The following is a 23,783-nucleotide window of genomic DNA, read 5'->3' on the forward strand; positions in this document are numbered from 1 at the left end:
AATAGGCTTTATACATTGTAATATCAAGGGAGATGTAGTAGTGTTAGGATTAATAAAGAAATTATTTGCGAAAAAAGAAGAGGGTTTTGGCAATATGTATGTGATAGCGGGACTTGGAAATCCCGAAAAGAAATATTTCGGAACAAGACACAATGTGGGATTTGAAACAATAGACGCATTGTCGGATAAATATAATATTGGTCTCACGGAGACAAAGTTCAAGGCTGTGTATGGAAAAGGAAAGATAGGTGATCAGAAGGTTATTCTTGTAAAGCCTATTACATATATGAACTTAAGCGGAGAAGCGATAAGGCCTATCTGTGACTATTTCAAGGTTGATACCAAGACAGAACTCATCGTGATCTCGGACGACGTTGAGCTCGATGTGGGTATGATCAGGGTTAGACCTAAGGGAAGCGCCGGCGGACACAACGGGCTTAAGAATATTATTGCGCAGCTTGGACACGACGAGTTTAGCAGAGTTCGTGTCGGAGTTGGCAAGAAGCCCAAGGAATACGATATGGTGAACTGGGTTCTCGGCCATTTCGAGGGCGAGGATGCTACCGGAATCAAGGACGGAATAGGACGAGCTGTCGATGCGGTCTGCGAGATAATGGAGAACGGCGTTGACAGTGCCATGAACAAATTTAACGGTAAAAAATAAATGAGAGCGATAACAACTCCTTTAAACGAATTAAAAGAATTCGAAGAACTGAATAACTATCTTGAGAAGCCCTTTGCCTGTGCGGAAGTGACGGGATGCGTAGACTCCCAGAAACTCCACTTTATAAGCAGTCTTGGGGCTGACTTTAAGTACAGAATAATCGTAACTTACAGTGATCTTAGGGCAAAAGAGATATATGAGGATTACAAGTTTTATGACAAGAATGTCACTGTGTATCCCGCTAAAGATCTTATCTTTTACCAGGCCGATGTGCACAGTAACGAGATTGTAAGACAGAGAATACGCTGCATGAGAAGGCTTCTTGAGGGAAGACCCGTTACTGTTGTTACGACATTTTCAGCGCTTATGGCGCCTCAGATAAAACCTGAAGTTATAAAAGAAAACATTCTATCCATAGACAGGCACGTTCCGATTGATGAAACCGAGATCGCAAAGCGTCTTGTTACAATGGGATATGTCAGAAATTATCAGGTAGAGGGACCCGGCGAGTTTTCTGTAAGAGGAGACATCGTCGATGTTTTTGACCTCACGGAAGAAAATCCTTTCAGAATAGAGCTTTGGGGAGATGAGATCCAGTCAATCAGAAGCTTTGACATTATGTCGCAGAGATCGCTTGAAAAGCTTGAATCCATCGACATTTACCCGGCATCAGAGATCATCCTTGATGAGAAAAAGCTCAGAGAAGGAATGGACAGGGTTAACGAAGATACCGAGAAAGTCTGCAAAACACTTCGCGCTGAATTCAAGACGGAAGAAGCTCACAGGATAAAAAAACAGACGGAAGAATTAAACGAGCAGCTCTTTGAACTCCACTCAGTAGTCAATCTCGAGAGTTACATCCGTTATTTTTATGACGACACCGTCACTATTCAGGAGATGTTCCCGAAGGGAAAGAGCTGTATCTTTATCGACGAGCCACAGAGGGTTCTGGAGCATGCGATGGCTGTCGAGGCTGAGTTTAAAGAGAGCATGACGCACAGAGCCGAGAAGGGATACGTCCTTCCGGGGCAGATGGATCTTTTGTATTCAATAGATAACTGCATATCGAGAATGGGAAACGGCCGAAGAGTGCTTGTTTCCGCACTTGCCATGCCCAAATCCCAGAATCTCTTTTCACCGGAAAAGAGCTGGGACATTAACGCAAGGAGTGTGGCTCCCTATAATAACAGCTTCGATTCTCTCGTAAGCGATCTTAAAAGTTATGTGAAAAAAGGCTACAGAGTGCTTATTCTCTCAGGTTCCAGAACGAGGGCAAAAAGAATTGTCGAGGACCTCAGGGATAATCTTGTTACCGCATTTTACAGCGAAGATCCGGGAAGAGTCCTGAGACCAGGCGAGATAATGACTTATTACGGAAGGATTCTCAAGGGATTTGAGTATCCGGGGATTAAGTTTGCCGTGATTGCGGAGAGCGACATTTTTACCGAGCATATAAGGAAAAAGAGAAAGAAAAAGGCCAAGTATACCGGTGAGAAGATATCTAACTTTGCGGACCTTAAGATCGGCGATTACGTAGTTCATGAAGAGCATGGACTTGGTATATACAAAGGTATAGAAAAGGTTGAGACTGACAATGTTGTCAGGGATTATATAAAGATCGAATACGGAGACGGCGGCAATCTCTACGTTCTTGCAACGGGACTCGGCGTTATTCAGAAGTATGCTTCGGGTGGCGAAGAAGGTCACGGCCACAAGCCAAAACTCAACAAACTTGGTACCTTGGAGTGGACACATACCAAGAACAAGGTAAAGGCAGCGGTAGAAGAAGTTGCGCAGGATCTTGTCGAACTCTATGCGAAGAGGCAGGAGACAAAGGGTTTTGAGTTCAGTAAGGATACGGTTTGGCAGCAGGAATTTGAAGATGCATTTCCTTTTCAGGAGACGGAAGATCAGCTGAATGCGATAGAAGAGACCAAGCGCGATATGGAATCATCTGTTATTATGGACAGACTCGTTTGCGGTGATGTCGGATTCGGAAAGACTGAGATTGCGATTAGAGCGGCGTTTAAGGCGGTTCAGGACGGAAAGCAGGTTGCGGTTCTTGTGCCCACGACAATTCTTGCCCAGCAGCATTATAATACTTTCAGCGAGAGAATGAGAGATTTCCCCGTAAGAGTTGACCTGATGTCCAGATTCAGGACTGCAAAAGAGCAGGCAAAGACAGTTACCGACCTTAAGAAAGGTCTGGTTGATATAGTTATCGGAACGCACAGGCTTCTTTCAAAAGACGTTCAGTACAAGGACCTGGGGCTCCTTATCGTCGACGAGGAGCAGCGCTTCGGTGTTACACACAAGGAAAAAATAAAGACTATAAAAGAGAGCGTTGATGTTTTGACACTTACGGCAACGCCTATTCCGCGAACGCTTCATATGTCGCTTGTTGGAATAAGAGAGATGTCTGTCCTCGAAGAAGCTCCTAACGACAGGCTTCCAATCCAAACTTATGTTATGGAATACAACGACGAGCTTGTGCGAGAAGCGATAGTTAGAGAACTTGGAAGAGACGGCCAGGTTTATTACGTGTACAACAGAGTCAATGACATAGCGGATGTTGCGGCAAGGATCCAGAAACTTGTGCCCGAAGCGAACGTTGCTTTTGCGCACGGACAGATGAAAGAGTCAGAACTTGAGCGTATCATGTACGACTTCATCGACGGAACTGTCGACGTTCTCGTTTCGACGACTATTATCGAGACGGGCCTTGATATCTCCAATGTAAATACCATGATCATCCACGACTCAGACAAAATGGGACTTTCCCAGCTCTATCAGCTGAGGGGAAGAGTCGGACGCTCGAACCGCACAGCTTACGCCTTCCTTATGTACAAGAGAGATAAGGTGTTAAAAGAGGTTGCGGAAAAGAGACTTTCTGCGATCAGAGAATTCACCGACCTCGGAAGCGGCTTTAAGATCGCTATGCGTGACCTTGAGATAAGAGGCGCGGGAAGCCTTTTGGGCAAAAAACAAAGCGGCCACATGCAGTCTGTCGGCTATGATCTTTACTGCAAGATGCTCGAAGAAGCTGTCCGCCACAAGAAGAACCCCGGCGAAAAAGATACAAGAGAAGACATCAACACAGTCATCGACCTTGATGTCAGCGCATATATTCCCGACAGCTATATCCTCAACGAAGAGCAGAAGCTTGAGATATACAAGAGAATCGCGAGCATAGAGAACCAGACGGAGAGCGACGATATGAGAGATGAGCTCGTCGACAGATTCGGAGAAGTTCCAAAGACTGCTCTTAATCTCCTCAGGATCTCACTTATAAGAACCGCCGCGCACAAGCTCTTTGTTCCCGAAATTAAGGGCGGCGACGGCAAGATAGAGATAAAGGTAACTCCAAACGCCAAGATAAAAGGCGAGAAGATCCCCGAACTCCTCGCAAGATACGAGGGCAAGATGAGCTTCCATGCTGCCGGAAACCCTGTGTTTATCTATAAGTACAAGAAGGATAAGAACAGCGAGAAGGCGGAAGATATGCTACTGAAGGATACGGAAGAGATATTGGCAGCGATGGAAGAACTACTATAAAGCAGAACCGGGTGTTTGACTAAGAATATATTCCGGTGTCATATGATATAATTGAAACGGTGAAAATGTATTTATAAACGATAATCGGATTGAGAGGAGCTATATCAAATATGGTTGCTGAAATTAATGAGATTATATGTAGCTTTATACCGGGAGTAGTGTTTATCATTGTTGGAGTGTGTCTTGAGAGGCATATTTATACTAAGATCGGCGCGAACGGAATCAATGTTCCTTCAGCAAAGAGAAATATGGTTAAGTGGATGTATGCGCAGGCAATCGGACCTAAGCTCATCATAAAATGCGGAATAATGGTACTTATTTTTACAGTTTTAGTTGACATTGGTGCGCCTTTTTTCAGCTCTATTCGTGACATGGGTTCACACATATGGTGGATTGCCCTGGGTGGATGCATATGTGTTATAGATAATAAAGTAGCCGCTTTTTCACCTGAATGGCTCTCAAAAGATAAAGAGAAAGAAAAAAATTGGGTAGATACAGCTGTTGAATTTGCAAGGAAAAGGCAGTATAAGGAGCTGTATGAATTTGCGACGTCAACAAAATGAATAATCTAGATTTTGCAAGATTTTAGATGCTAATATTAAGAGGAGTTTCAAATGATGAAGCTCCTTTTTTGTGGTATATTGAGATACAAAGTTTTTACTTAATACTTAAGGAGACGAGGTTATGATTAACGAGACATATAAATCAATGCTTGGCGCAAAGTCAGTAATTAGAGAGCTTTCGGAGTACGCTACCGCGAGGGGAAAAGAGATCGGATAACTATGGTATTTCTCTTGAAAATGCACGAGATGATACCTTTTCATTTTTGAACTACTGTCAGAATGAAATACATATGGAACTTGGTGTATAAATGATGAAAAAAGAAAGTTTGATAGCAAAAATCAATAAAATAAGTATTCCGTTGATGTTTACTTCCGTTACGAGTTTGGTGATGGGAATGATTGACCAAATATTTGTTGGACATATTTCAATAGAGAGTTTTGCTGGAGTTGGGTTGGTTGTTTCGGTGCTTAATTGTATAGTTGGTGTGCTGGGCGTTTTATCTATAGGATTTGTGATACAGTTTTTTGATTCTGATGAGTCGGAACGTGATGAATTATTCGCCAATTATTATATGTTTAGTGTATTCATTGGAATATTTTTTATGCTGTTAATAGGAGCATTTTCTGGTCCAATCTTAAAAATTGGATTTGGACTGAAAGATAAGACTCTTTATGAAGGTGCCGGATATCTAAAAATATATAGCGTAAGCTTTTTGCTGAATATGCAGATATTTATATGCAATTCGGTATTTAAAATTCAAAAGACGACATCTTGTATATTTTTTGCATCGATTACAGGCAATATAGTTAATATTATATTGGATTATCTTTTGATATTTGGAAAACATGGTTTTCCTAAAATGGGAACAACCGGTGCGGCTATAAGTACAGTAATTGCGCTTATAGTTACACTGTTATTTGAAATGATAATTATATTAAAAAGACAATATATATGCAGAATTAATTGTGTTAGTCTGAAAAAGATGGGAGATATTATCAAATATAATATGCCGCTAATTGCACAGGAACTATTAGAAGGTGTTGTACTTGTGTTTTTGACAAATATGATTGTGGGACGCATGGGAGCGATTATGTTGGCGATTTTCAATATTTCTCAACAATTGATAAATATCGTTATTATGCCTGCATATGGATATTCGTCAGCTATTAATGTTCTTATTAACGATGATAATTATGATAGAAAAGATGTTGCTAAATCAGTGTTCAAAGTGGGAACTGCGGCATATTTTTTGTTTGCGTTAATTGTTTATGTTAATAGATATGTGATATTAGGCCTTTTCGGAGAAGATTATAGAGACTTAAAGAACGCCTCGATTATCATTATGGTATCAATAATAATTCAGGGAATAAATTATATTTTTGTGCTTTTGAGAGCGATGCTTCAAAGTATGGGAGAAGCAGAATGGATACTAAAAATAACTTTTCTATTCAATATTATTATCTCGTTAGGCATGGTCTTTTTTGCGAAGAATCTTATTTCTCTGTACTTATTACTGGGAATGAATTATTTGGCTATTAGTGTATCCTCAATAAAACGGATAAGAAGATGTTTTTTATAGTAATGTGGTGGTTTAGCTTTGAATAAGCAGAAGGAAAGACAACATGAATAACAAGACTAATTATATTTCTTTCTGGTTAAGCCAAGCTGTTTCAGAGCTTGGAAGTATGATGACAAGCTATGCGCTCATAATTTGGGCCTATCAGCAGAGCAGATCTGTTATGCAGGTCTCTCTGCTCACTTTTTTCACATTTGCACCGAAGGCGGTGACAAGCTTTTTATAGGCGGATTTGTGGATCGGCATGATAAGAAAAAGATTATTATGCTTACGGATACCGCTTCTGCGCTTTGTTCCCTTATTGTATGTGTACTTCTCTATACTCAGCGAATGAACTTTTATTATATATACATCATCAATATCGTGCTTGGTATTATGGAAGCAGTGCAGTCCCCGGCTTCTTCGGTGGCATTAGGACTAATCGTGCCCGAGGATAAATATGAGAAGATCAGTGGATTAAGTTCTGTCTCAGAGAATGTAAGCGTCGTGCTATATCCGATGCTTGCCAGCGCTATGATGGGATTTTGGGGAATTGCGTCCGTGCTCATGTTTGACATTGCGACATTCCTTTTTGCCATCACGGTAATGTTCTTTTTTATACAGATTCCCAAAGAGAGTGAGCCCGAGGAAGACGAGGGAATGTTTGACGGCTTTTTTGGCGGAGTGAAGTTTTTGAAAGAAAACAAAGTGAAGATGCTGTTTTATTCCGCAGTGCTTTCGTTCGTATTCGGCGACTTGCTTATGGCATTTGGGCAGAATGTGTATATATGGAGTATTGCGGGAATCGCCGCAAGTTTGCCAATTCTGTTTACTATGGCAGTGCAGTCGGTATTAATCTATACCAACGTGCGCGAAGATATGCAAGGCAGAGTGTTTGCGGTCAATAATGCAATGAAGTTTGCTGTGATCCCTATGGGGATTTTACTTGGCGGCGCGCTTTCTGAGTACCTCTTTGAACCATTTGTAAATAGCGGAACTAAGTTTTCTTCAATGATTGTTCAGTTGCTCGGATTCTGAAGGAAAAACAGAGTTCGAAAGATTTTTCGAAGAATTTGTTGAAAAACTCGTTCTATTTACCTATAATGAAGGTGTGAAACGGAGGTGATTTATATGCCAACAATTGCACCAATTTCTGAATTACGTAATTATGGTCAGGTCCTTAATAAGGTAGAAGCAGGCAAACCTGTTTATCTTACTAAGAATGGACGAGGAGAATATAGTATACATAGTATAGAGGATGATGAGATTATTGATAAAGCAAGGGCTATGGTTAGGCTTATCAGTGAACTTAATGCGGGATTTGCGTCAGGAGAAGAGGAAGGCTGGATAAGCGATGATGAGGTCGCTGAGCATTTTAAGAATAGGCGCAGGATGGTGAAAGGCTAAGATGAATTATAAAATAGTTTATTCACCGGTTGCCGTGGCTGATATGGGTCAGGCGTGGGACGAAATTTATGAAGCTTCTGTAGATTTTGATATTGCTGATAACTATATAGCTGATTTAAGGGCAAAACTTAAGACTGTTAGTAAATGTCCTAAGACAGGCGAGCGCTTATATTACGAAGGAATTTTTACGGGTATTTATTACGTTTCCCACAAAAAGTACAGCGCTTTCTATAGAATCAGAGACGGTCGCATTGAAGTTGGAAGAGTTTTGTACAATAGAAGTGAACATATCAGTATCGTTATAAAATCTATGGATGAAGAATGACGAATTGATAGTGTTAAGAGGAGTTTCAAATGATGAAGCTCCTTTTTTGTGGTATACTGAGATACAAAGTTTTTACTTAATACTTAAGGAGACGAGGTTATGATTAACGAGACATATAAATCAATGCTTGGCGCAAAGTCAGTAATTAGAGAGCTTTCGGAGTACGCTACCGCGAGGGGAAAAGAAATCGGATACGAGAACGTTTTTGATTTCAGCTTGGGAAATCCTTCGGTTGCGGTTCCTCAGGAATTTACAGATGAGATGATTAGGCTTCTTCAGACGGAAGATACCATGACACTTCACGGATATACTCCAAGTCTCGGTAATCCTTTGTATAAAGAAAAGATTGCACAGTCTTTGAATAAAAGATTTGGAATGAACTACGGACCTGAGCACATCTTCCCTACAACAGGGGCAGCAGGTGCAATCTCACATGCAATCAGAGCAATCACAAAGCCCGGAGACAAGGCGCTTGCATTTGCACCATTTTTCCCTGAGTACAATCCGTACATAACAGGTGCGGGAGTTGAGCTTGAGGTTGTTCCCGCAGACACTGAGACATTCCAGATCAACTTTGATAAATTTGAAGAGATGTTTACAGCTGACGTTGCGGCAGTTCTCGTGAACACACCCAACAACCCTTCAGGTGTTGCATATTCGACAGAGACACTTACAAGACTTGCCGAGATTCTTACAGCTAAGTCAAAAGAGTTCGGACATACGGTATATCTTTTGTCCGATGAACCATACAGAGAGATCGTGTTCAAGGGCGCTGACGCTCCGTATGTATCAAAGTTCTACGATCACACTTTGAGCTGCTATTCATTCTCCAAATCTCTTTCTCTTCCCGGAGAAAGAATCGGATACGTTGCGGTTAATCCTAAGTGCGAAGGCGCAGAATTTATCGTTCCCATGTGCGGACAGATCTCAAGAGGAACGGGACATAACTGTCCTCCTTCAATTATCCAGCAGGCTGTTGCAAAGGTGTGCGACATGACGGCAGATCTTTCCGTTTATGAGACAAACATGAACATTATCTATGATACTTTGGTTGAGCTTGGATTTACGGTTGTAAAACCCGGCGGAACTTTCTATATAATGCCTAAGGCGCTTGAAGAGAGCTCTATCGAATTCTGCAAAAAAGCTAAAGAGTACGATCTTATCTTCGTACCCACAGACGGTTTTGGGGCACCGGGCTTTTTCAGAATGGCTTATTGCATAGAGACGGAGAAAGTTGAGAGGGCAATGGAGAGACTTCGTAAGTTCGTAAACGAAGTATATAAGAAATAAGTTTTGACTATATGGAGGAGGTGCCATGAAAAAAAGAGGCTACGGGAAGACAATATTATTGTTTATTATTTCGATTATATATACGGTGCTTGTGACTTTTGTTGACAAGCAGGCTATCGGTCCGGAGGGCACCAGTGTTGGCTTTTCCGCAATCAACAAGGTGGTTCTCGACCTTATCTCTTACAATCCTATGTGGGATAAGATAACCGACCTGATGCTGATGATCGCTATTCTTACAGCGGTATATTTTGCGGCAACAGGTTTTCTTCAGCTTGTAAAGGAAAAAAGAACTCTTGCCGAGATTGATAAAGATATTCTTATAATGGGATTTTTGTATGTGATACTTGTTATCATGTATGTGCTTTTTGATAAAGTTCCTTTCAACTACAGACCGGTTCTTTTACCCGACGAAGTTGAACTTGAGGCGTCATTCCCGTCAACACATGTGCTTATGATCTGCACAATCATGGGAACAGCTATCGCTGCATGGAGAGAAAGATTTTATGATGACGAAAATCTTGTGACAGTTCTTAAAGTCTTCGCCTGTGCGGTAATGTTCATAGGTGTTGTTGGAAGAGTGTTGGCAGGTGTGCATTGGTTCAGTGACATATGCGCGGGATTGCTTTTTTCAGCCACTTTGATATCGGCATATGAAGCTACACTAGATAAATTGGGATGATATAAAGGGCAATTATCTGTAGATGCTTTGACAATGCAGTTTATTGGTGGTAAACTTTATTTCGTAATCACTTTATTGTTTTAACGAGTTTCATGGATCATTTGCGATTTTGAGGAGGATAACGAAAAATGGCAGAGATTAAGAAGGCGGAAGCAGTTGTAAAACCTGTTGCAACTATCAAGAACCCTACTTTTATTACAGAAGTTAAAACACCGGAAGTAAAGACTACAACTGCCGAGACAAAGAAAGCACCGGCAAAGAAGGCTACTGCAAAGAAGACTACAACCAAGAAAGCAACAGCCAAGAAGACAACTACCAAGAAAGCTGCTAGTACAGCTAAGAAGGCAACAGCTACAAAGACTGCTGCAAAGAAAACTACTACAAAGAAGGCTACTGCTAAGAAAACAACTGCAAAGAAGACTACAACAAGAAAAGCAGCTACAAAGCCTAATGTAATGATCGAGATTCAGTATTCATACAAGCACATCTCGAACGAAGAGCTTGTTCAGAAATCTTTGGATAACTATCAGTACGACCTTAAGGGCGATCCTTCAAAGGTTAAGAAGCTCAGCATCTACGTTAAGCCTCAGGAAGATAAGGCTTACTATGTAGTTGATGACAAGATTTCAGGTGACATCGATATCTGATGAGAAGTGCATGACGGCTGTCATCAGCCTGTGAGAAAAGAAATAGAGGAGCAATGATCGGAGTAATCCGGTTGTTGCTTCTTTTTTTTATCATAGGAAATTTAGCTTTAGCGGCGAAATCTTGCTTACATCTTTGGTGCTCTCTGTTATGCGGGGATGGAGCTTATCGAAGCGAGTATGAGTTAAAGGTTTATTGCAAAAATTCTTTAATCATATTTTGGATTATATTTGAGCTTATAGCATTTTGAGAGGTTTCAAATGTCATAATCATGTTTTTGCCTGGGAAGAATCCGTTTTGATTGTACGCTTGGATCTTAGCTATATTTTTGTTGGAGTAAGCAATATTATCCATCATTCCGAAATGTTCCCATACTATCTCTTTTCTCTTATTTATATTAAGGCATGTAAAATCCGGGTATACTGTTCCTATCCCTTTCAGATATAAAGGATATTCATAGCGATAAGGAACACCACATTGTTCTAATGTATTGGCTATGATAAGTTCAGATTTGGAACGTACTTTAATACCCTTACCTGAGTAAAATTCAAAATCCTTCATGAATTCTGAGCTTTCGTAGGAAACAGATTCCCACTTTTTTACAAATATTTCTTCTGTATCAATAATAGGTGATACGAGTAGTTGTCTGGCCTTTGACATATGCGTATAGACGTTGTTGATTTCGGAAATATCATACGCTTTTAGAAATTTATCAAGTTCTTTTTTTAGATTGTTAAGCTTAGTTGAAACAGCATGCTCATATTTTTGCTGCGCAGTCTTTTTTAGCATATCAATCTCACAGACCTTGGCATAGGTCCGTTTTCCTGAAGCTTTGTCAACCCAATAATACTGATCATAACCGTTACTCTTGCTGACAACAATTCCTCGATCGGGTATATTCTTGAGTTTAAGTAGGTTTTTGTTGGATTTTGAGATGAGCTCGTCAAGTTCCTTTAGTTGTGCTTTCATATCTTCTTTTAAATCTTGCATAGTACCACCATTATTCTTTTTTTCATGTAAACACTGGTTATAAATTGGAAAATGCGACGATGAAATTATTGCCGCGTTGAAATATTAGAATCGGTTTGATGAAAACCGAAGAAGACTATAACTCGAAACATGACCTTATGTCAATATGGTTTGTTCATTTAAAAATATTTTTTATTCTTTTGTTTTACGTTTTTACTTTACGTCTGCTGAATGTGCAATCTGTTCATCTTGCGTTCGTTTTTAAGAGTATAGCCTAGTGCTGATGTCACCAAATAAGCCGACTTTATTACTTGTCTAAATTGTCATCTACGTTGTTGTCGTCAATCGCCGTACCGCCCGGTACGGCTCATTCCTCCGCCTAGCAGAATGACAATTTCTTCTTCGTAAAAAGGTCGAAGTATTTGATGACAGCAGCACTAGGAGATCTTTACGCGAGACGAATGGCAGAACTGAGCTTGTACACGTAGAGATAAGCGATTGTAGGAAAGGCTTTACGGGCATAGAATCCCGTAATTGACATGTACACGTAGAGGTAAGTGAATTTTGCAGCTGCTTTACGGGCACAGAATCCCGAAAAAGCGATTTGTACACGTAGAAGTAAACGAATATAGGAAAGGCTATACGGTCATAGAATTTCGGAGAGCTATTTGTGCACGTAGAAACAAGCGGATTAGGAGTGGCATTACGGGCATAGATATCCAGAATTGACATGTTCACGTAAGAATAAGCGAATAAGGGAGTGGTTCTACGGGTATAGAATCTGGAAATTAATTTATACACGTAGAGACAAATGGATGTGAGATGGATTTTACGGGTATAAAGTGTGTAAGAGAATCTGAGTAACGGAGGGGCGAAAGAGCCTATTTGTATCACAAAGCTTTTTCTTCGAAGATAAAGATATAACAAGCTTTGTAATTGAATTGCAAGATATAGCCTTTTTGCCACTCTTGCTGCTCTTTACGATAAAAAATAAAACAAACAAGATAAATATTTAATGTTTATCATTAAAAAGTTATTGACAGGTATAAAACAGGATGCTATATTATACTCATGAACAGGAAATAACCGGACGCGGTGATGGAAAGTTCATAAATTCTCGAGAAAATGCAATCAAGATAATTTGAAGTTAGATACAAACGTGAACGCACATGAAGTTGCCAAAAGAGGTTAAAGAAAAAAGTTGCTTTCACAAACGAAATAAGAAAATAAATAAGAACAAACAACAAGAATGAAAAACGGCCATGCGCCGAAATAAGACAACAAATAATAATTGAGCGCGAATATAGGGATTCGCAGATGGGAGAATAAAAATGAGAGAACAGGAAATTAAACTTGCTAATGTAAAGAAGAGCTGCAGTACAACCGGAAAAGTTGCAAAAGTACTTGGAATTCTTATGGCTGTGATTGCTGTAGTGATGCTTGTTGGCGGTATAGTGATGCTTGCCTGTAAGAACAATATCAATAGTAGTATAAAAACTGAAGAAGTGAGCGGAAAAGTAGTAGCACATGTATTCAGTGAGAACGGAACTGAACTCTTTAGTCTTGAGCAGGTTGAAGATATGGGAAAACATGGCATCTTAGGAATGTTTAACGTTGTGGGAATTCTTATGTATAAGGGTATGGCTGCGGAAGCATTTGCGGTAACTTTCTTTTCTACAGCTGTTACAATTGCTATCCTTGCCGGAATCTTCATCATAATAATGAAAGTATTTAAGCTCATTGAAAATAGTGATTCACCTTTTAGCGGAGATGTTATGAAGAAACTCAAGACAGCATTTATCATAATTACTGTTTACACATTCTTTGCAGTAGGTCTCGGAGCTGCAGCTCTTGCAGGAGTTGTATTCTGGAGCATATATTGCATCCTTGATTACGGTTATGTTCTTCAGAAAGAATCCGATGAAACTTTATAATTCCGGAAATGTGAGGTAATTGATATGGGTAAAATTATACTTAGATTAGACCGCGTCATGGCTGACAGAAAAATGTCTCTGAACGAACTGTCTGCAAAAGTTGGCGTATCAAATGTAAATCTATCCAAGATAAAAACAGGAAAGATCAGCGCTATCAGGTTTTCAACACTGGAAGCTATATGTGAAACTTTAAACTGCCAGCCGGGAGACATACTTGAGTATGATCCTGACGCGGCATCGGATGACAGTGAATAAAAAGGAAAAATATGGAAATCACTATAGAGAACTTGACTAAAAGATTTGGAGATCAAATTGCGGTAAATAATTTGTCTCTTAAGATTCCGGCAGGTAAGATATATGGTTTCATAGGTGCAAACGGCGCCGGAAAAACGACGACCATGAAGATGATGGTTGGACTTTTAAAGCCTGATTTAGGCATCGTCAGATACAACGGAAAAGAAATGAAACATCTGGATAGCAGTATAATGCAGGATGTAGGCGTGTTTATCAGTAAGCCCAATTACTATCCCAATCTGACGGCAAGAGAAAATCTTGCATATCTTCAACGAATACTTGGGAAAACTGTTGAAGAAGCAGACAGGGTTCTTAAGCTTGTGGGACTTGACGGCGTGGGCAACAAAAAGGTTTCTAAGTTTTCTTTTGGAATGAAGCAAAGACTTGGGCTTGCCATTGCCTTTCTGAATAATCCCAAGGTACTTATTCTTGATGAGCCGACTAACGGGCTCGACCCCAAAGGAATATTTGAGATTAGAGAGATGCTGGGAGAGTTGGCGCATCAAAGCGGATGTACGATTTTTATTTCCAGTCATAACATTGCCGAGATTGAGAAGCTTTCAGACAGAATTTGTATCATCGACAGAGGAAAAAAGATATTTGAAGGAAGCATTGAAGAACTCTATGAAAATGAAGGGCTGGAATATTGTATAAGGACAAATGATTCTGAAAAAACAGCAAAGCTTTTTGACAATATTGGACTTACATATGCAAGAAAAAAAGATGCATTCTTTATGGAGATGGCAAAAGAAAAAATACCTGCACTCTTAAAACTTCTTATTGATGCAAATGTTGAAGTATATGAGGTGTCGCCAAACAACAGCCTTGAAAGCATATATCTGACGCTTACCGGAAAAGGAAGAGGTGGCATATGCAGTGTCTTATAAGAGAAGAAATAAAAAAGATACAGGCTGACAAGTGCGTAACATATGTGATAACCGGCTTTGCGGTGTTATGTAACTTGATTGTAGCGGTCTTATGCAAGTTTGATGTGACTAACGAGGATGTACTTGCATTATACGGAAAAAACGGAGTGAATCTATATTTTTTCATCGGTATAAATGCGCTTGTCGGGCTCTTTTGCGCGATGTTTGTCGGATACATGATTCTGACAAAAGAATATATAAATGATACCTGGGATCTTCTGATGACAAAACTGTTTGACGGCAAGAAACTTGTTGTGGCCAAATTCATCGTATTTATGCTGTATCAGAGCATCTACATACTTTTTTCTATTGTTTTATACATTCCGATTTCAAAGCTCTTAATTCGCGCAGATATAGATTTCAGAATGCTTGGAAGTGTTCTGGTCATAGTTTTTTTCATAAATACATTCTGTTATATACTTCAATACTGTATTCAACTATATGTCAAAAACTTCCCCATAGCCGTTGTGTCAGGACTTCTGCTTGTCTACATTCTCGGACCGATCAGAGAAATCGTACATATTGCAAATTACATCGGAACGGTTGCCGGAACGTACGCATTTGAATCCGGAAATGTATATAATGCAAAGTTCCTTGCTACATCCTCATTACTGAATATTGCAATCGGCGCTACTTTTGTATATATAAGTGGGAAAAAGTTCTACTCATAGGAGGGAACATGGATTATTTAAGATTTGAACTAAGAAAAATTAAAGGTTCCGGGATACTCGTAATCGGAGTTGTTCTGACAATCCTGTCTGTTTTGTTTCAGGGATATTTGGGGCTCATGGTAAAAGAAATAACATGCGATATCATACATGTTACTGCGATGGATCTTTTTTCGACCCTTATTTTCCCTATATTTATATCAGTTGTGGTTTCGGAGAGCTTCTCTATAGAAGAGACAAATTGTGGAATCGCAAATTCTTATTTCACTAATATTTCAATAAATAAGATCTATACGATGAAACTTTTGACTGTCAGACTTATAAATCTTTTCTATTTCATATTGGCAGCTGCGATAACCATGATATTTGTTGCCCTAAAAGGCGGAAATCCCTTGCTTACACTGTTAAAAGAGTGGAAGTGGATTGTTCTCTCGGTGCTGACTATTTTTTCACTGATAAATATCGTTGGCTTGATAATAATATTGTTCAAAAGCCGCCTCTGCTCAATGCTGATATCAGTCATAGCGACCATCTTTGCCAGCATCCTTAACCCGCTGGGAATTTCCTGGCTCAACCCATGGTATGGCTTCGAACACGCTCTTTTTTACAGGGGACTTAGCCCTATTGCCATAACCTACATGATAACCCTTTTTGTATTAAGTGAATTTCTTATAAAAAAGAAAATCCAAGTAATTCCCAACCTTCTGGAAAGCATGGTCTAATCATTATTTCAAATTATGTCGTTCAGGAATCTATACATTCTTGAACATGAAGTTCAAGAATGCATCAACCAAGCCAATTAAAATCGACTTCGTCGATGGGGCTTGGTTGACTCTTGAATCACTTTTTCACGAAATCTGCAGCAAGTGCGGATTTCTGTAGTTTCATCTAAGATATCATATACTATAAAGAAGCACTTTATTTAGTAGTGGTTTTCCATAACCAGCCGGGACTTGAAGGCATATGTTCGAAAATGTGCAGATCTCGGACGAGCAAGATGATTTTCAAATTTTCTTGGAAAATTATGAAAATCACTGCGCAGCCGAACACAAGCATTTTTGAACATATGCCTTCAAGTCCCAGCGTCATGTAAGCCACCACTTTATATACTTTTTAGAAAAGGTATGTTGACATTAATGGTCCGGAGTGATAATTTATGATACAGAAGATGTTAGCACTCAAGTCAAGTGAGTGCTAACACATAAGAAAACAGTTACCGTCCAATGAATTTAACCGGTGAATACATAGGAAGGTGGACACTTTGGAATTAGACGAGAGAAAAAGAAAAATACTTCATGCGATAGTCAGAAATTACCTTGAGACAGGCGAACCTGTGGGAAGCCGTACAATTTCCAAGTATACGGATCTTAATCTTAGTTCCGCTACTATAAGAAATGAGATGGCGGACCTCGAAGAGATGGGGCTTATTATTCAGCCGCATACATCGGCGGGACGTATTCCTTCAGATCAGGGTTACCGCGTCTATGTAGACGAGATGCTTCGTGACAAAGAGCAGGAAGTAGAGAATATGAAGGAGATGCTTCTTGATAAAGAAGAGAAGCTTGAGACGCTCCTTAAGAAAGTTGCCAAGACACTTGCCGTTGATACCAACTACGCAACGATGATCTCGGCACCACAGATCAGAAAGAACAAACTTAAATTCATACAGATATCAAAGGTCGATGAGGAACACCTTCTTGCAACCATAGTAATAGAGGGCAATGTCATCAAGAACAAGTTTATAAATGTAGAGGAAATGCTTGATGACGCCACGATGCTTAAGCTCAACATCTTGCTTAATACAAGATTGGACGGCCTTGCGGTTGAAGATATTAACCTCGGACTTATAGCGGCGGTTAAGCAGGAAGCCGGAATACACAGTGAGATCATAGGAAACGTCATTGATGCTGCGGCAGAGTCAATCACGGCGGATGACGATCTTCAGATATATACAAGCGGAACGATGAACATCTTCAAGTATCCGGAACTTACGGACAGTGCCAAAGCGAGTGAGCTGATAAGCACGTTTGAGGATGCCAAAGATCTTAACAGTATCGTTGAGAACACGCTCTCTGCTGATGAAGAAGAGACAGGCATTCAGGTCTATATAGGAAACGAAACTCCGGTTCAGGCGATGAAGGATTGCAGCGTTGTTACCGCAACATACGAACTTGGTGACGGAATGAAAGGTACCGTCGGAATAATCGGCCCTAAGCGAATGGACTACGACAAAGTTATTTCGACACTTAAGAATATGAGATACGCTCTTGATGAACTTTATAGGAAAAAGAGCTAGATGAGGAGGCAAAGTTAAATTGAGCAGTACAGATAAGAAAAAAGTTCACGATAAACCTGCTAAGGAAGTAAACGAGCAGGAGAAGGAAGTTCTCGAAGAGATCATGGAAGAGCTTGAAGAGGAAGCCAAGGAGAATAAGGAGGCTGCTGAAAAAGCCGAAGCCGAGGCAGAAGCTTCTGAAGAGGAAGCTTCCGCGGAAGAAAATGAAGAAACTTCCGAAGAAGAATCAGGAGATAAGAAGAAAGGTCTTTTTAATAAAAAAGAAAAAAAGGACCCTCTCAAAGAAAAAATTGATGAACTAAATGACAGACTTATAAGACAGGTTGCTGAGTTTGATAATTTCAGAAAAAGAACTGACAAAGAAAAAGCCCAGATGTTTGAGCAGGGCCAGGGAAGCATTCTCGAGAAGCTTCTCCCTGTAATAGATAATTTTGAGCGAGGACTTCAGGCGGTTCCCGAAGATGAGAAAGACGGAGCCTTTGCAGACGGTATGAACAAGATCTATAAACAGCTTATGAAGCAGATGGAAGATCTTGGAGTAACCCCGATTGAAGCTGTGGGAAAAGAATTCGATCCCAACTTCCACAACGCGGTTATGCAGGTGGAAAGCGAGGAATATGAATCCGGAATTGTTGCACAGGAACTTCAAAAGGGATATATGTTCCACGACACCGTGCTCAGACACAGCATGGTTGGTGTTACCCAGTGAGTGGTATAGAAAAAAACAAATCAATATCACTGTATATCAATACGTAAATAATTCAATTTTTATAACGGAGGAAAAGTAGAAATGAGTAAAATTATCGGTATCGACTTAGGTACAACAAATAGCTGCGTAGCAGTTATGGAAGGCGGAAAGCCTACTGTTATCGCTAATGCAGAGGGAGCCAGAACAACACCTTCAATCGTTGCTTTCACAAAGAATGGCGAGAGAATAGTTGGTGAACCCGCTAAGCGTCAGGCAGTTACAAATGCAGACAATACAATCTCTTCAATCAAGAGAGATATGGGTACAGACAACGGTCGTACCATTGATGGAAAAAAGTACTCTCCTCAGCAGATTTCAGCTATGATCCTTCAGAAGCTCAAAGCTGATGCAGAGCAGTACCTCGGCGAAAAAGTTTCAGAAGCTGTAATCACAGTTCCCGCATATTTCAATGACGCACAGCGTCAGGCTACAAAGGACGCAGGTAAGATCGCAGGTCTTGAGGTTAAGAGAATCATCAACGAGCCTACAGCAGCTGCACTTGCATACGGACTTGATAACGAGAAAGAGCAGAAGATTATGGTTTATGACCTTGGTGGTGGTACATTCGACGTATCAATCATCGAGATCGGTGACGGTGTCATCGAAGTTCTTTCTACAAACGGTGATACACACCTTGGTGGTGATGACTTCGACCAGGCAATCATCAACTGGATGGTTCAGGACTTCAAGAGCAAAGAGGGTGTTGACCTTTCAGGCGATAAGATGGCTATGCAGAGACTTAAAGAAGCTGCAGAGAAGGCTAAGAAAGAGCTTTCTTCATCAACAACAACAAATATCAACCTTCCTTTCATTTCAGCAGGCGCTGATGGCCCTAAGCACTTCGATGTAGATCTTACAAGAGCTAAATTTGAAGAGCTTATCCACGACCTTGTTGAGAGAACAGCAATCCCTGTTCAGAACGCTATGAAAGATGCAGGTCTTACAAATTCAGATATCGGAAAAGTTCTCCTTGTAGGTGGATCAACTCGTGTTCCTTGCGTAGTTGAGAAAGTTAAGCAGCTTACAGGCCAGGAGCCTTCAAAGAACCTTAACCCTGATGAGTGCGTAGCTATCGGTGCTTCTATCCAGGGTGGTAAGCTCGCAGGAGATGCAGGCGCAGGCGATATCCTTCTTCTTGACGTAACACCTCTTTCACTTTCAATCGAGACAATGGGTGGTGTTGCTACAAGACTTATCGAGCGTAACACAACTATTCCTACAAAGAAGAGCCAGGTATTCTCAACAGCAGCTGACAACCAGACAGCCGTTGACATCAACGTTCTTCAGGGTGAGAGACAGTTCGCTAAGGACAATAAGTCACTCGGACAGTTCAGACTTGACGGAATCCCTCCGGCAATGAGAGGAGTTCCTCAGATCGAGGTAACATTCGATATCGATGCAAACGGTATCGTTAACGTATCTGCTAAGGATCTTGGAACAGGAAAAGAGCAGCACATCACAATTACAGCCGGATCAAACATGTCTGATGAGGATATCGATAAGGCTGTTAAGGAGGCTCAGGAATATGAAGCACAGGATAAGAAGCGTAAAGAAGGAATTGATGCGCGTAACGATGCTGATTCATTTGTATTCCAGACTGAGAAAGCTCTTCAGGAAGTTGGCGACAAGATAGATGCATCTCAGAAGCAGGTAGTTGAGGATGACATCAAGACTCTTAAGGAAACACTTGAGAGCACAAAGGATAAAGAACTTTCAGACAGCGAGATCGATGCTCTTAAGAACCAGAAAGAGAAGCTTATGACTGATGCTCAGGCACTCTTTGCTAAGATGTATGAAGGTGCTCAGGCAGCAGGTGCAGGCCCTGATATGGGTGCAGCAGGCGCAGGCCCTGACATGAGCGGAGCTTCAAATGCAGCTGATAACAACGACAACGTTGTTGACGGCGACTACAGAGAAGTATAATAAGTTTTACGATAAAGTTTCTGATAGCCAGACGAATATTCGCCTGGCTATTCGGAGCATTTCGAAACAGAGAGAAAATTTGATGATATTTGAGGAGTGTTATGGCAGAGCAAAAGCGTGACTACTATGAGGTTCTCGGAGTAAGTAAGAGTGCCTCGGATGATGAGATTAAAAAAGCATATCGTGTACTTGCTAAAAAATATCATCCTGATATGAATCCCGGAGACTCAGCTGCGGCAGAGAAGTTCAAAGAAGCTTCGGAAGCGTATGCTGTACTTAGTGATCCTGAGAAAAAGAGACAGTACGATCAGTTCGGTCATGCTGCATTCGAAGGGGGATCCGGCGGATTCGGAGGATTTGATTTTAACGGTGCTGACTTTGGAGATATTTTCGGAGACATATTCGGCGATTTCTTCGGGGGCGGAAGGTCACGTGGCGGCGCAAGAAGCGGCCCTTCCAAGGGCGCCAATCTGCGTGCCAGTGTAAGGATCACTTTCCTTGAGGCTGTATTTGGCTGCGAGAAAGAGCTTGAACTTACAATAAAAGATCCCTGCCCGACATGTCACGGAACAGGTGCTAAGCCCGGAACTACAGCGCAAACATGCCCTAAGTGCGGAGGAAAAGGACAGATCGTATATACCCAGCAGTCTTTCTTTGGCACGGTAAGAAATGTTCAGACATGTCCTGAGTGCGGCGGAACAGGTAAGGTTATCAAGGATAAGTGTACAGATTGCCACGGAACAGGATATATCGCAAGCAGAAAGAAAATTCAGGTTACAATTCCTGCAGGTATAGATAACGGACAGAGCGTAAGAATCCGTGATAAGGGTGAACCCGGAGTAAACGGCGGACCGAGAGGAGATCTTCTTGTTGAAGTTATCATCTCAGATCATCCTATATTCCAGAGAGAGGGATATGACATCTACTCTATGGTTCCTGTATCATTTGCGGTTGCAACTCTCGGAGGAACGGTTCTTATCGATACCGTTGACGGTAAGGTTGCGTATGACGTTAAGGCAGGAACTCAGACAGATACAAGAGTCAGACTTCGCGGAAAAGGTGTTCCTTCACTCAGAGATAAGACAATTCGCGGTGATCACTATGTAACACTTGTTGTTCAGGTTCCCGAGAAAATCTCGAAAGAAGCGAAAGACATTCTTAAGAAATTTGATGAGCTCACAGGTGATTCTCTTACAGCGGCCGAGCGCATGATGGATTCCAAGGACAAGGATCCCGGAAATGACGGCCCCGGTGGTAAGAAGAAGAAATCATTCTGGAAATAAATTTTCCTTATGTTTTAAAGTATGGTATACTTCCGTAGTTAGAAATAGCTACGGAAGTTTTTGTGATATAGGAGTCATAAGTCGGAAATGCGTGCATGCTTGCATGAGTAGCATTTCGACTTTATGACCCGAACAGAAATGAGGAAATAGCAATTTACGAAGTAAATTAGCGTTTTCCGAATTTCTGTAGAATTGCGAGAATGGCGTATGCCATGAAGCAATTCGTATATCACAAAATATTTACAATTATATATAGGTGAAAAAATATGAAATGGATGCGTTTTAGAGTTCGTACAAACGAAGAGGCAGAAGATATCATAATCAGTTACCTTGAAGACATTGGTCTTGAAGGCGCGCAGATAGAGGATAACGCACCTTTGACTGCATCTGATAAAGAGCAGATGTTTATTGACGCGCCGGAACTTGAGCCTGATGAAAAAGAAACAGGTATAGAAGAGGGAATCGCTTATCTCAATTTCTTTTTGGAAATCGATGATAATGACATGCTTACGGTTGAGTATCCCGATGATAACGGCGAGTACGTAAAGGTTAAGAAAACTCCCGATGAGATGCTTGAAAAGATAAAGGAAAAGCTTGCTGAACTCAGAGCTTTTACAGATATCGGTGACGGAACAATATCGGTTGATGTTACGGAAGACATTGACTGGATCAACAATTGGAAGCAGTATTTTCATAAGTTTTATATAGATGATGTTCTTATTATCCCTTCATGGGAGAAAGAAACCGATGAGGATAAAGAAAAGGCTGAGATGGTTCTTCACATAGATCCCGGAACAGCTTTTGGAACAGGAATGCATGAAACTACCCAGCTCTGCATCAGAATGCTCAGAAAGTACGTTACACCTGAGACGGAACTTTTAGATGTAGGAACGGGAAGCGGAGTTCTTTCCATTCTTTCTCTTATGTTCGGTGCAAAGCACGCTGTCGGAACAGATCTTGATGAATGTGCCGTTCCCGCGGTAAAAGAAAATATGGAGAACAACAACATAAGTCCCGATAAGTTTGACATGATGATTGGAAATATCATAGATGATAAAGAGATACAGGATAAAGTCGGCTATGATAAGTATGACATCGTTGTTGCGAATATACTGGCAAATGTACTTGTTCCTCTGACTCCCGTTATATTGAATCAGCTTAAGAGCGGCGGAATATATATTACATCGGGAATCATCAATACCAAAGAGGAAGAAGTAAAAAAAGCACATCTTGATGCGGGTCTTGAGATACTTGAGATTCATCATCAGGGAGACTGGGTTTCTATCACATCGAGGAAAAACTGATGTATCATTTTTTTGTTGAAAGCGCGCAGGTGAGCCCCAATCTTAAACGCGTGGATATAGTCGGATCCGATTACAATCACATCGCCAATGTCCTTAGGATGAAAGTGGGTGAGCAGTTTTCCGTAAGTATCAAAGAGGAAAACGACGGCCGCGAGCTCTTTTACGAGATTGAAGAAATAAATAAGACAAGCGTTGTGGGAAAGCTTTGCTTTGTTGAGGAAGTGGGGAATGAACTTCCGTCAAAGATCTATCTTTTCCAGGGGCTTCCTAAGGTCGACAAAATGGAGCTCATCATTCAGAAGGCTGTTGAACTCGGAGCTTTTGAGATTATACCTATGTCTACAAAAAGGTGTATAGTAAAGATTGATGCAAAAAAAGCTGAGTCAAAAGTTAAGAGATGGCAGGCAATCGCGGAAGCGGCAGCCAAGCAGAGTAAGAGAGCGGTCATTCCCGCTGTAAAAGAACCGATGACAATGAAGCAGGCAATAGAGTATGCAAAAGAACTCGATGTAAAGCTCATACCCTATGAACTTGCAGAGCATATAGATGAAACCAAAAAGATAATCGAGGGTATTAAGCCCGGTGAAAACATTGCTGTATTTATCGGACCTGAGGGCGGATTTTCCGAAGAGGAAGTGGCGCTTGCAAAAGAAAACGGCGTTCTTCCGATAACTTTGGGAAAAAGAATTCTTAGGACAGAGACAGCAGGTTTTACGATTATTTCATGGCTTATGTATCATTTAGAAGGATGAGA

At 40.9% G+C, this 23,783-nt stretch carries 23 protein-coding genes; 22 read left to right on the top strand and 1 reads right to left on the bottom strand.

Features of this window, described 5'->3' with window-relative positions; all coding sequences use genetic code 11:
- The first annotated feature begins 94 nt into the window (after window positions 1-94).
- The 11 genes from pth to DL92_RS21335 all read left to right on the top strand — a co-directional run bounded on the left by pth (window position 95) and on the right by DL92_RS21335 (window position 10,686).
- Window positions 95-664, top strand: a complete 570-nt coding sequence (pth, locus tag DL92_RS0116065) for an aminoacyl-tRNA hydrolase (protein ID WP_026656548.1) — start codon at window positions 95-97, stop codon at window positions 662-664.
- On the top strand, window positions 665-4,219 hold the full coding sequence (mfd, locus tag DL92_RS0116070; protein WP_026656549.1) for a transcription-repair coupling factor: 3,555 nt from the start codon (window positions 665-667) through the stop codon (window positions 4,217-4,219).
- A gap of 110 nt (window positions 4,220-4,329) precedes the next feature.
- Window positions 4,330-4,782 carry a hypothetical protein gene (locus DL92_RS0116075; protein ID WP_026668285.1) on the top strand — a complete coding sequence of 151 codons (453 nt, stop codon included), beginning with the start codon at window positions 4,330-4,332 and terminating at the stop codon, window positions 4,780-4,782.
- Window positions 4,783-5,090: 308 nt separating this feature from the next.
- Window positions 5,091-6,362 (top strand): MATE family efflux transporter, encoded by a 1,272-nt coding sequence (locus DL92_RS0116085; protein WP_026668286.1) that lies wholly within the window; start codon window positions 5,091-5,093, stop codon window positions 6,360-6,362.
- Window positions 6,363-6,405: 43 nt separating this feature from the next.
- The gene (locus tag DL92_RS21330) at window positions 6,406-6,585 is read left to right on the top strand and encodes a hypothetical protein (protein WP_197027274.1); all 180 of its coding nucleotides are present in this window, start codon (window positions 6,406-6,408) and stop codon (window positions 6,583-6,585) included.
- A gap of 8 nt (window positions 6,586-6,593) precedes the next feature.
- Complete coding sequence (locus DL92_RS0116090; RefSeq protein WP_197027275.1) at window positions 6,594-7,376, top strand: MFS transporter; 783 nt, start codon at window positions 6,594-6,596, stop codon at window positions 7,374-7,376.
- A 93-nt stretch (window positions 7,377-7,469) separates the two neighbouring features.
- The gene (locus tag DL92_RS0116095; protein WP_026668288.1) at window positions 7,470-7,745 is read left to right on the top strand and encodes a type II toxin-antitoxin system prevent-host-death family antitoxin; all 276 of its coding nucleotides are present in this window, start codon (window positions 7,470-7,472) and stop codon (window positions 7,743-7,745) included.
- 1 nt (window position 7,746) lies between these two features.
- Entirely contained in the window at window positions 7,747-8,070 is a 324-nt protein-coding gene (locus DL92_RS0116100) for a type II toxin-antitoxin system RelE/ParE family toxin (protein WP_026668289.1), read from the top strand.
- Between the two features lie 99 nt (window positions 8,071-8,169).
- Window positions 8,170-9,360 (top strand): pyridoxal phosphate-dependent aminotransferase, encoded by a 1,191-nt coding sequence (locus DL92_RS0116105; RefSeq protein ID WP_026656557.1) that lies wholly within the window; start codon window positions 8,170-8,172, stop codon window positions 9,358-9,360.
- A gap of 25 nt (window positions 9,361-9,385) precedes the next feature.
- On the top strand, window positions 9,386-10,039 hold the full coding sequence (locus tag DL92_RS19745; RefSeq protein WP_051199178.1) for a phosphatase PAP2 family protein: 654 nt from the start codon (window positions 9,386-9,388) through the stop codon (window positions 10,037-10,039).
- A 128-nt stretch (window positions 10,040-10,167) separates the two neighbouring features.
- Complete coding sequence (locus DL92_RS21335) at window positions 10,168-10,686, top strand: DUF6465 family protein (protein WP_051199177.1); 519 nt, start codon at window positions 10,168-10,170, stop codon at window positions 10,684-10,686.
- A gap of 190 nt (window positions 10,687-10,876) precedes the next feature.
- Here DL92_RS21335 and DL92_RS0116120 read toward each other — a convergent pair whose 3' ends face one another.
- Window positions 10,877-11,674, bottom strand: a complete 798-nt coding sequence (locus DL92_RS0116120; RefSeq protein WP_026668290.1) for a DUF603 domain-containing protein — start codon at window positions 11,672-11,674, stop codon at window positions 10,877-10,879.
- 1,310 nt (window positions 11,675-12,984) lie between these two features.
- On the opposite strand from DL92_RS0116120, the gene DL92_RS0116125 reads away from it, so the two are divergent.
- From DL92_RS0116125 to DL92_RS0116175, 11 genes are all read left to right on the top strand, one after another.
- Window positions 12,985-13,587, top strand: a complete 603-nt coding sequence (locus DL92_RS0116125) for a hypothetical protein (RefSeq protein ID WP_026668291.1) — start codon at window positions 12,985-12,987, stop codon at window positions 13,585-13,587.
- Between the two features lie 24 nt (window positions 13,588-13,611).
- On the top strand, window positions 13,612-13,842 hold the full coding sequence (locus tag DL92_RS0116130) for a helix-turn-helix domain-containing protein (RefSeq protein ID WP_026668292.1): 231 nt from the start codon (window positions 13,612-13,614) through the stop codon (window positions 13,840-13,842).
- A gap of 11 nt (window positions 13,843-13,853) precedes the next feature.
- The gene (locus DL92_RS0116135; RefSeq protein WP_026668293.1) at window positions 13,854-14,768 is read left to right on the top strand and encodes an ABC transporter ATP-binding protein; all 915 of its coding nucleotides are present in this window, start codon (window positions 13,854-13,856) and stop codon (window positions 14,766-14,768) included.
- Entirely contained in the window at window positions 14,753-15,478 is a 726-nt protein-coding gene (locus DL92_RS0116140; RefSeq protein WP_026668294.1) for an ABC transporter permease, read from the top strand. The genes DL92_RS0116135 and DL92_RS0116140 overlap by 16 nt, the downstream gene beginning before the upstream one ends.
- 8 nt (window positions 15,479-15,486) lie before the next feature.
- Window positions 15,487-16,197: an ABC transporter permease gene (locus DL92_RS0116145; protein WP_026668295.1), complete on the top strand. Its 711-nt coding sequence runs from the start codon at window positions 15,487-15,489 to the stop codon at window positions 16,195-16,197.
- 539 nt (window positions 16,198-16,736) lie between these two features.
- A complete protein-coding gene (gene hrcA, locus DL92_RS0116150; RefSeq protein ID WP_026668296.1) occupies window positions 16,737-17,771 on the top strand; it encodes a heat-inducible transcriptional repressor HrcA in 1,035 nt (344 codons plus the stop codon).
- Between the two features lie 19 nt (window positions 17,772-17,790).
- Window positions 17,791-18,480, top strand: coding sequence for a nucleotide exchange factor GrpE (gene grpE / locus DL92_RS0116155; protein ID WP_026668297.1), 690 nt, complete (start codon window positions 17,791-17,793; stop codon window positions 18,478-18,480).
- Between the two features lie 81 nt (window positions 18,481-18,561).
- A complete protein-coding gene (gene dnaK, locus DL92_RS0116160) occupies window positions 18,562-20,442 on the top strand; it encodes a molecular chaperone DnaK (protein WP_026668298.1) in 1,881 nt (626 codons plus the stop codon).
- Window positions 20,443-20,543: 101 nt separating this feature from the next.
- The gene (gene dnaJ, locus DL92_RS0116165) at window positions 20,544-21,725 is read left to right on the top strand and encodes a molecular chaperone DnaJ (protein WP_026656566.1); all 1,182 of its coding nucleotides are present in this window, start codon (window positions 20,544-20,546) and stop codon (window positions 21,723-21,725) included.
- Between the two features lie 266 nt (window positions 21,726-21,991).
- Window positions 21,992-23,029 carry a 50S ribosomal protein L11 methyltransferase gene (gene prmA, locus DL92_RS0116170; protein ID WP_026668299.1) on the top strand — a complete coding sequence of 346 codons (1,038 nt, stop codon included), beginning with the start codon at window positions 21,992-21,994 and terminating at the stop codon, window positions 23,027-23,029.
- Window positions 23,029-23,781, top strand: coding sequence for an RsmE family RNA methyltransferase (locus tag DL92_RS0116175; RefSeq protein WP_026668300.1), 753 nt, complete (start codon window positions 23,029-23,031; stop codon window positions 23,779-23,781). Before prmA ends, DL92_RS0116175 begins: the two co-directional genes overlap by 1 nt.
- Window positions 23,782-23,783: the final 2 nt, after the last annotated feature.

The organism is Butyrivibrio sp. AE2005, assembly GCF_000686965.1.
Taxonomy (GTDB): Bacteria; Bacillota; Clostridia; order Lachnospirales; family Lachnospiraceae; genus Butyrivibrio; species Butyrivibrio hungatei_A.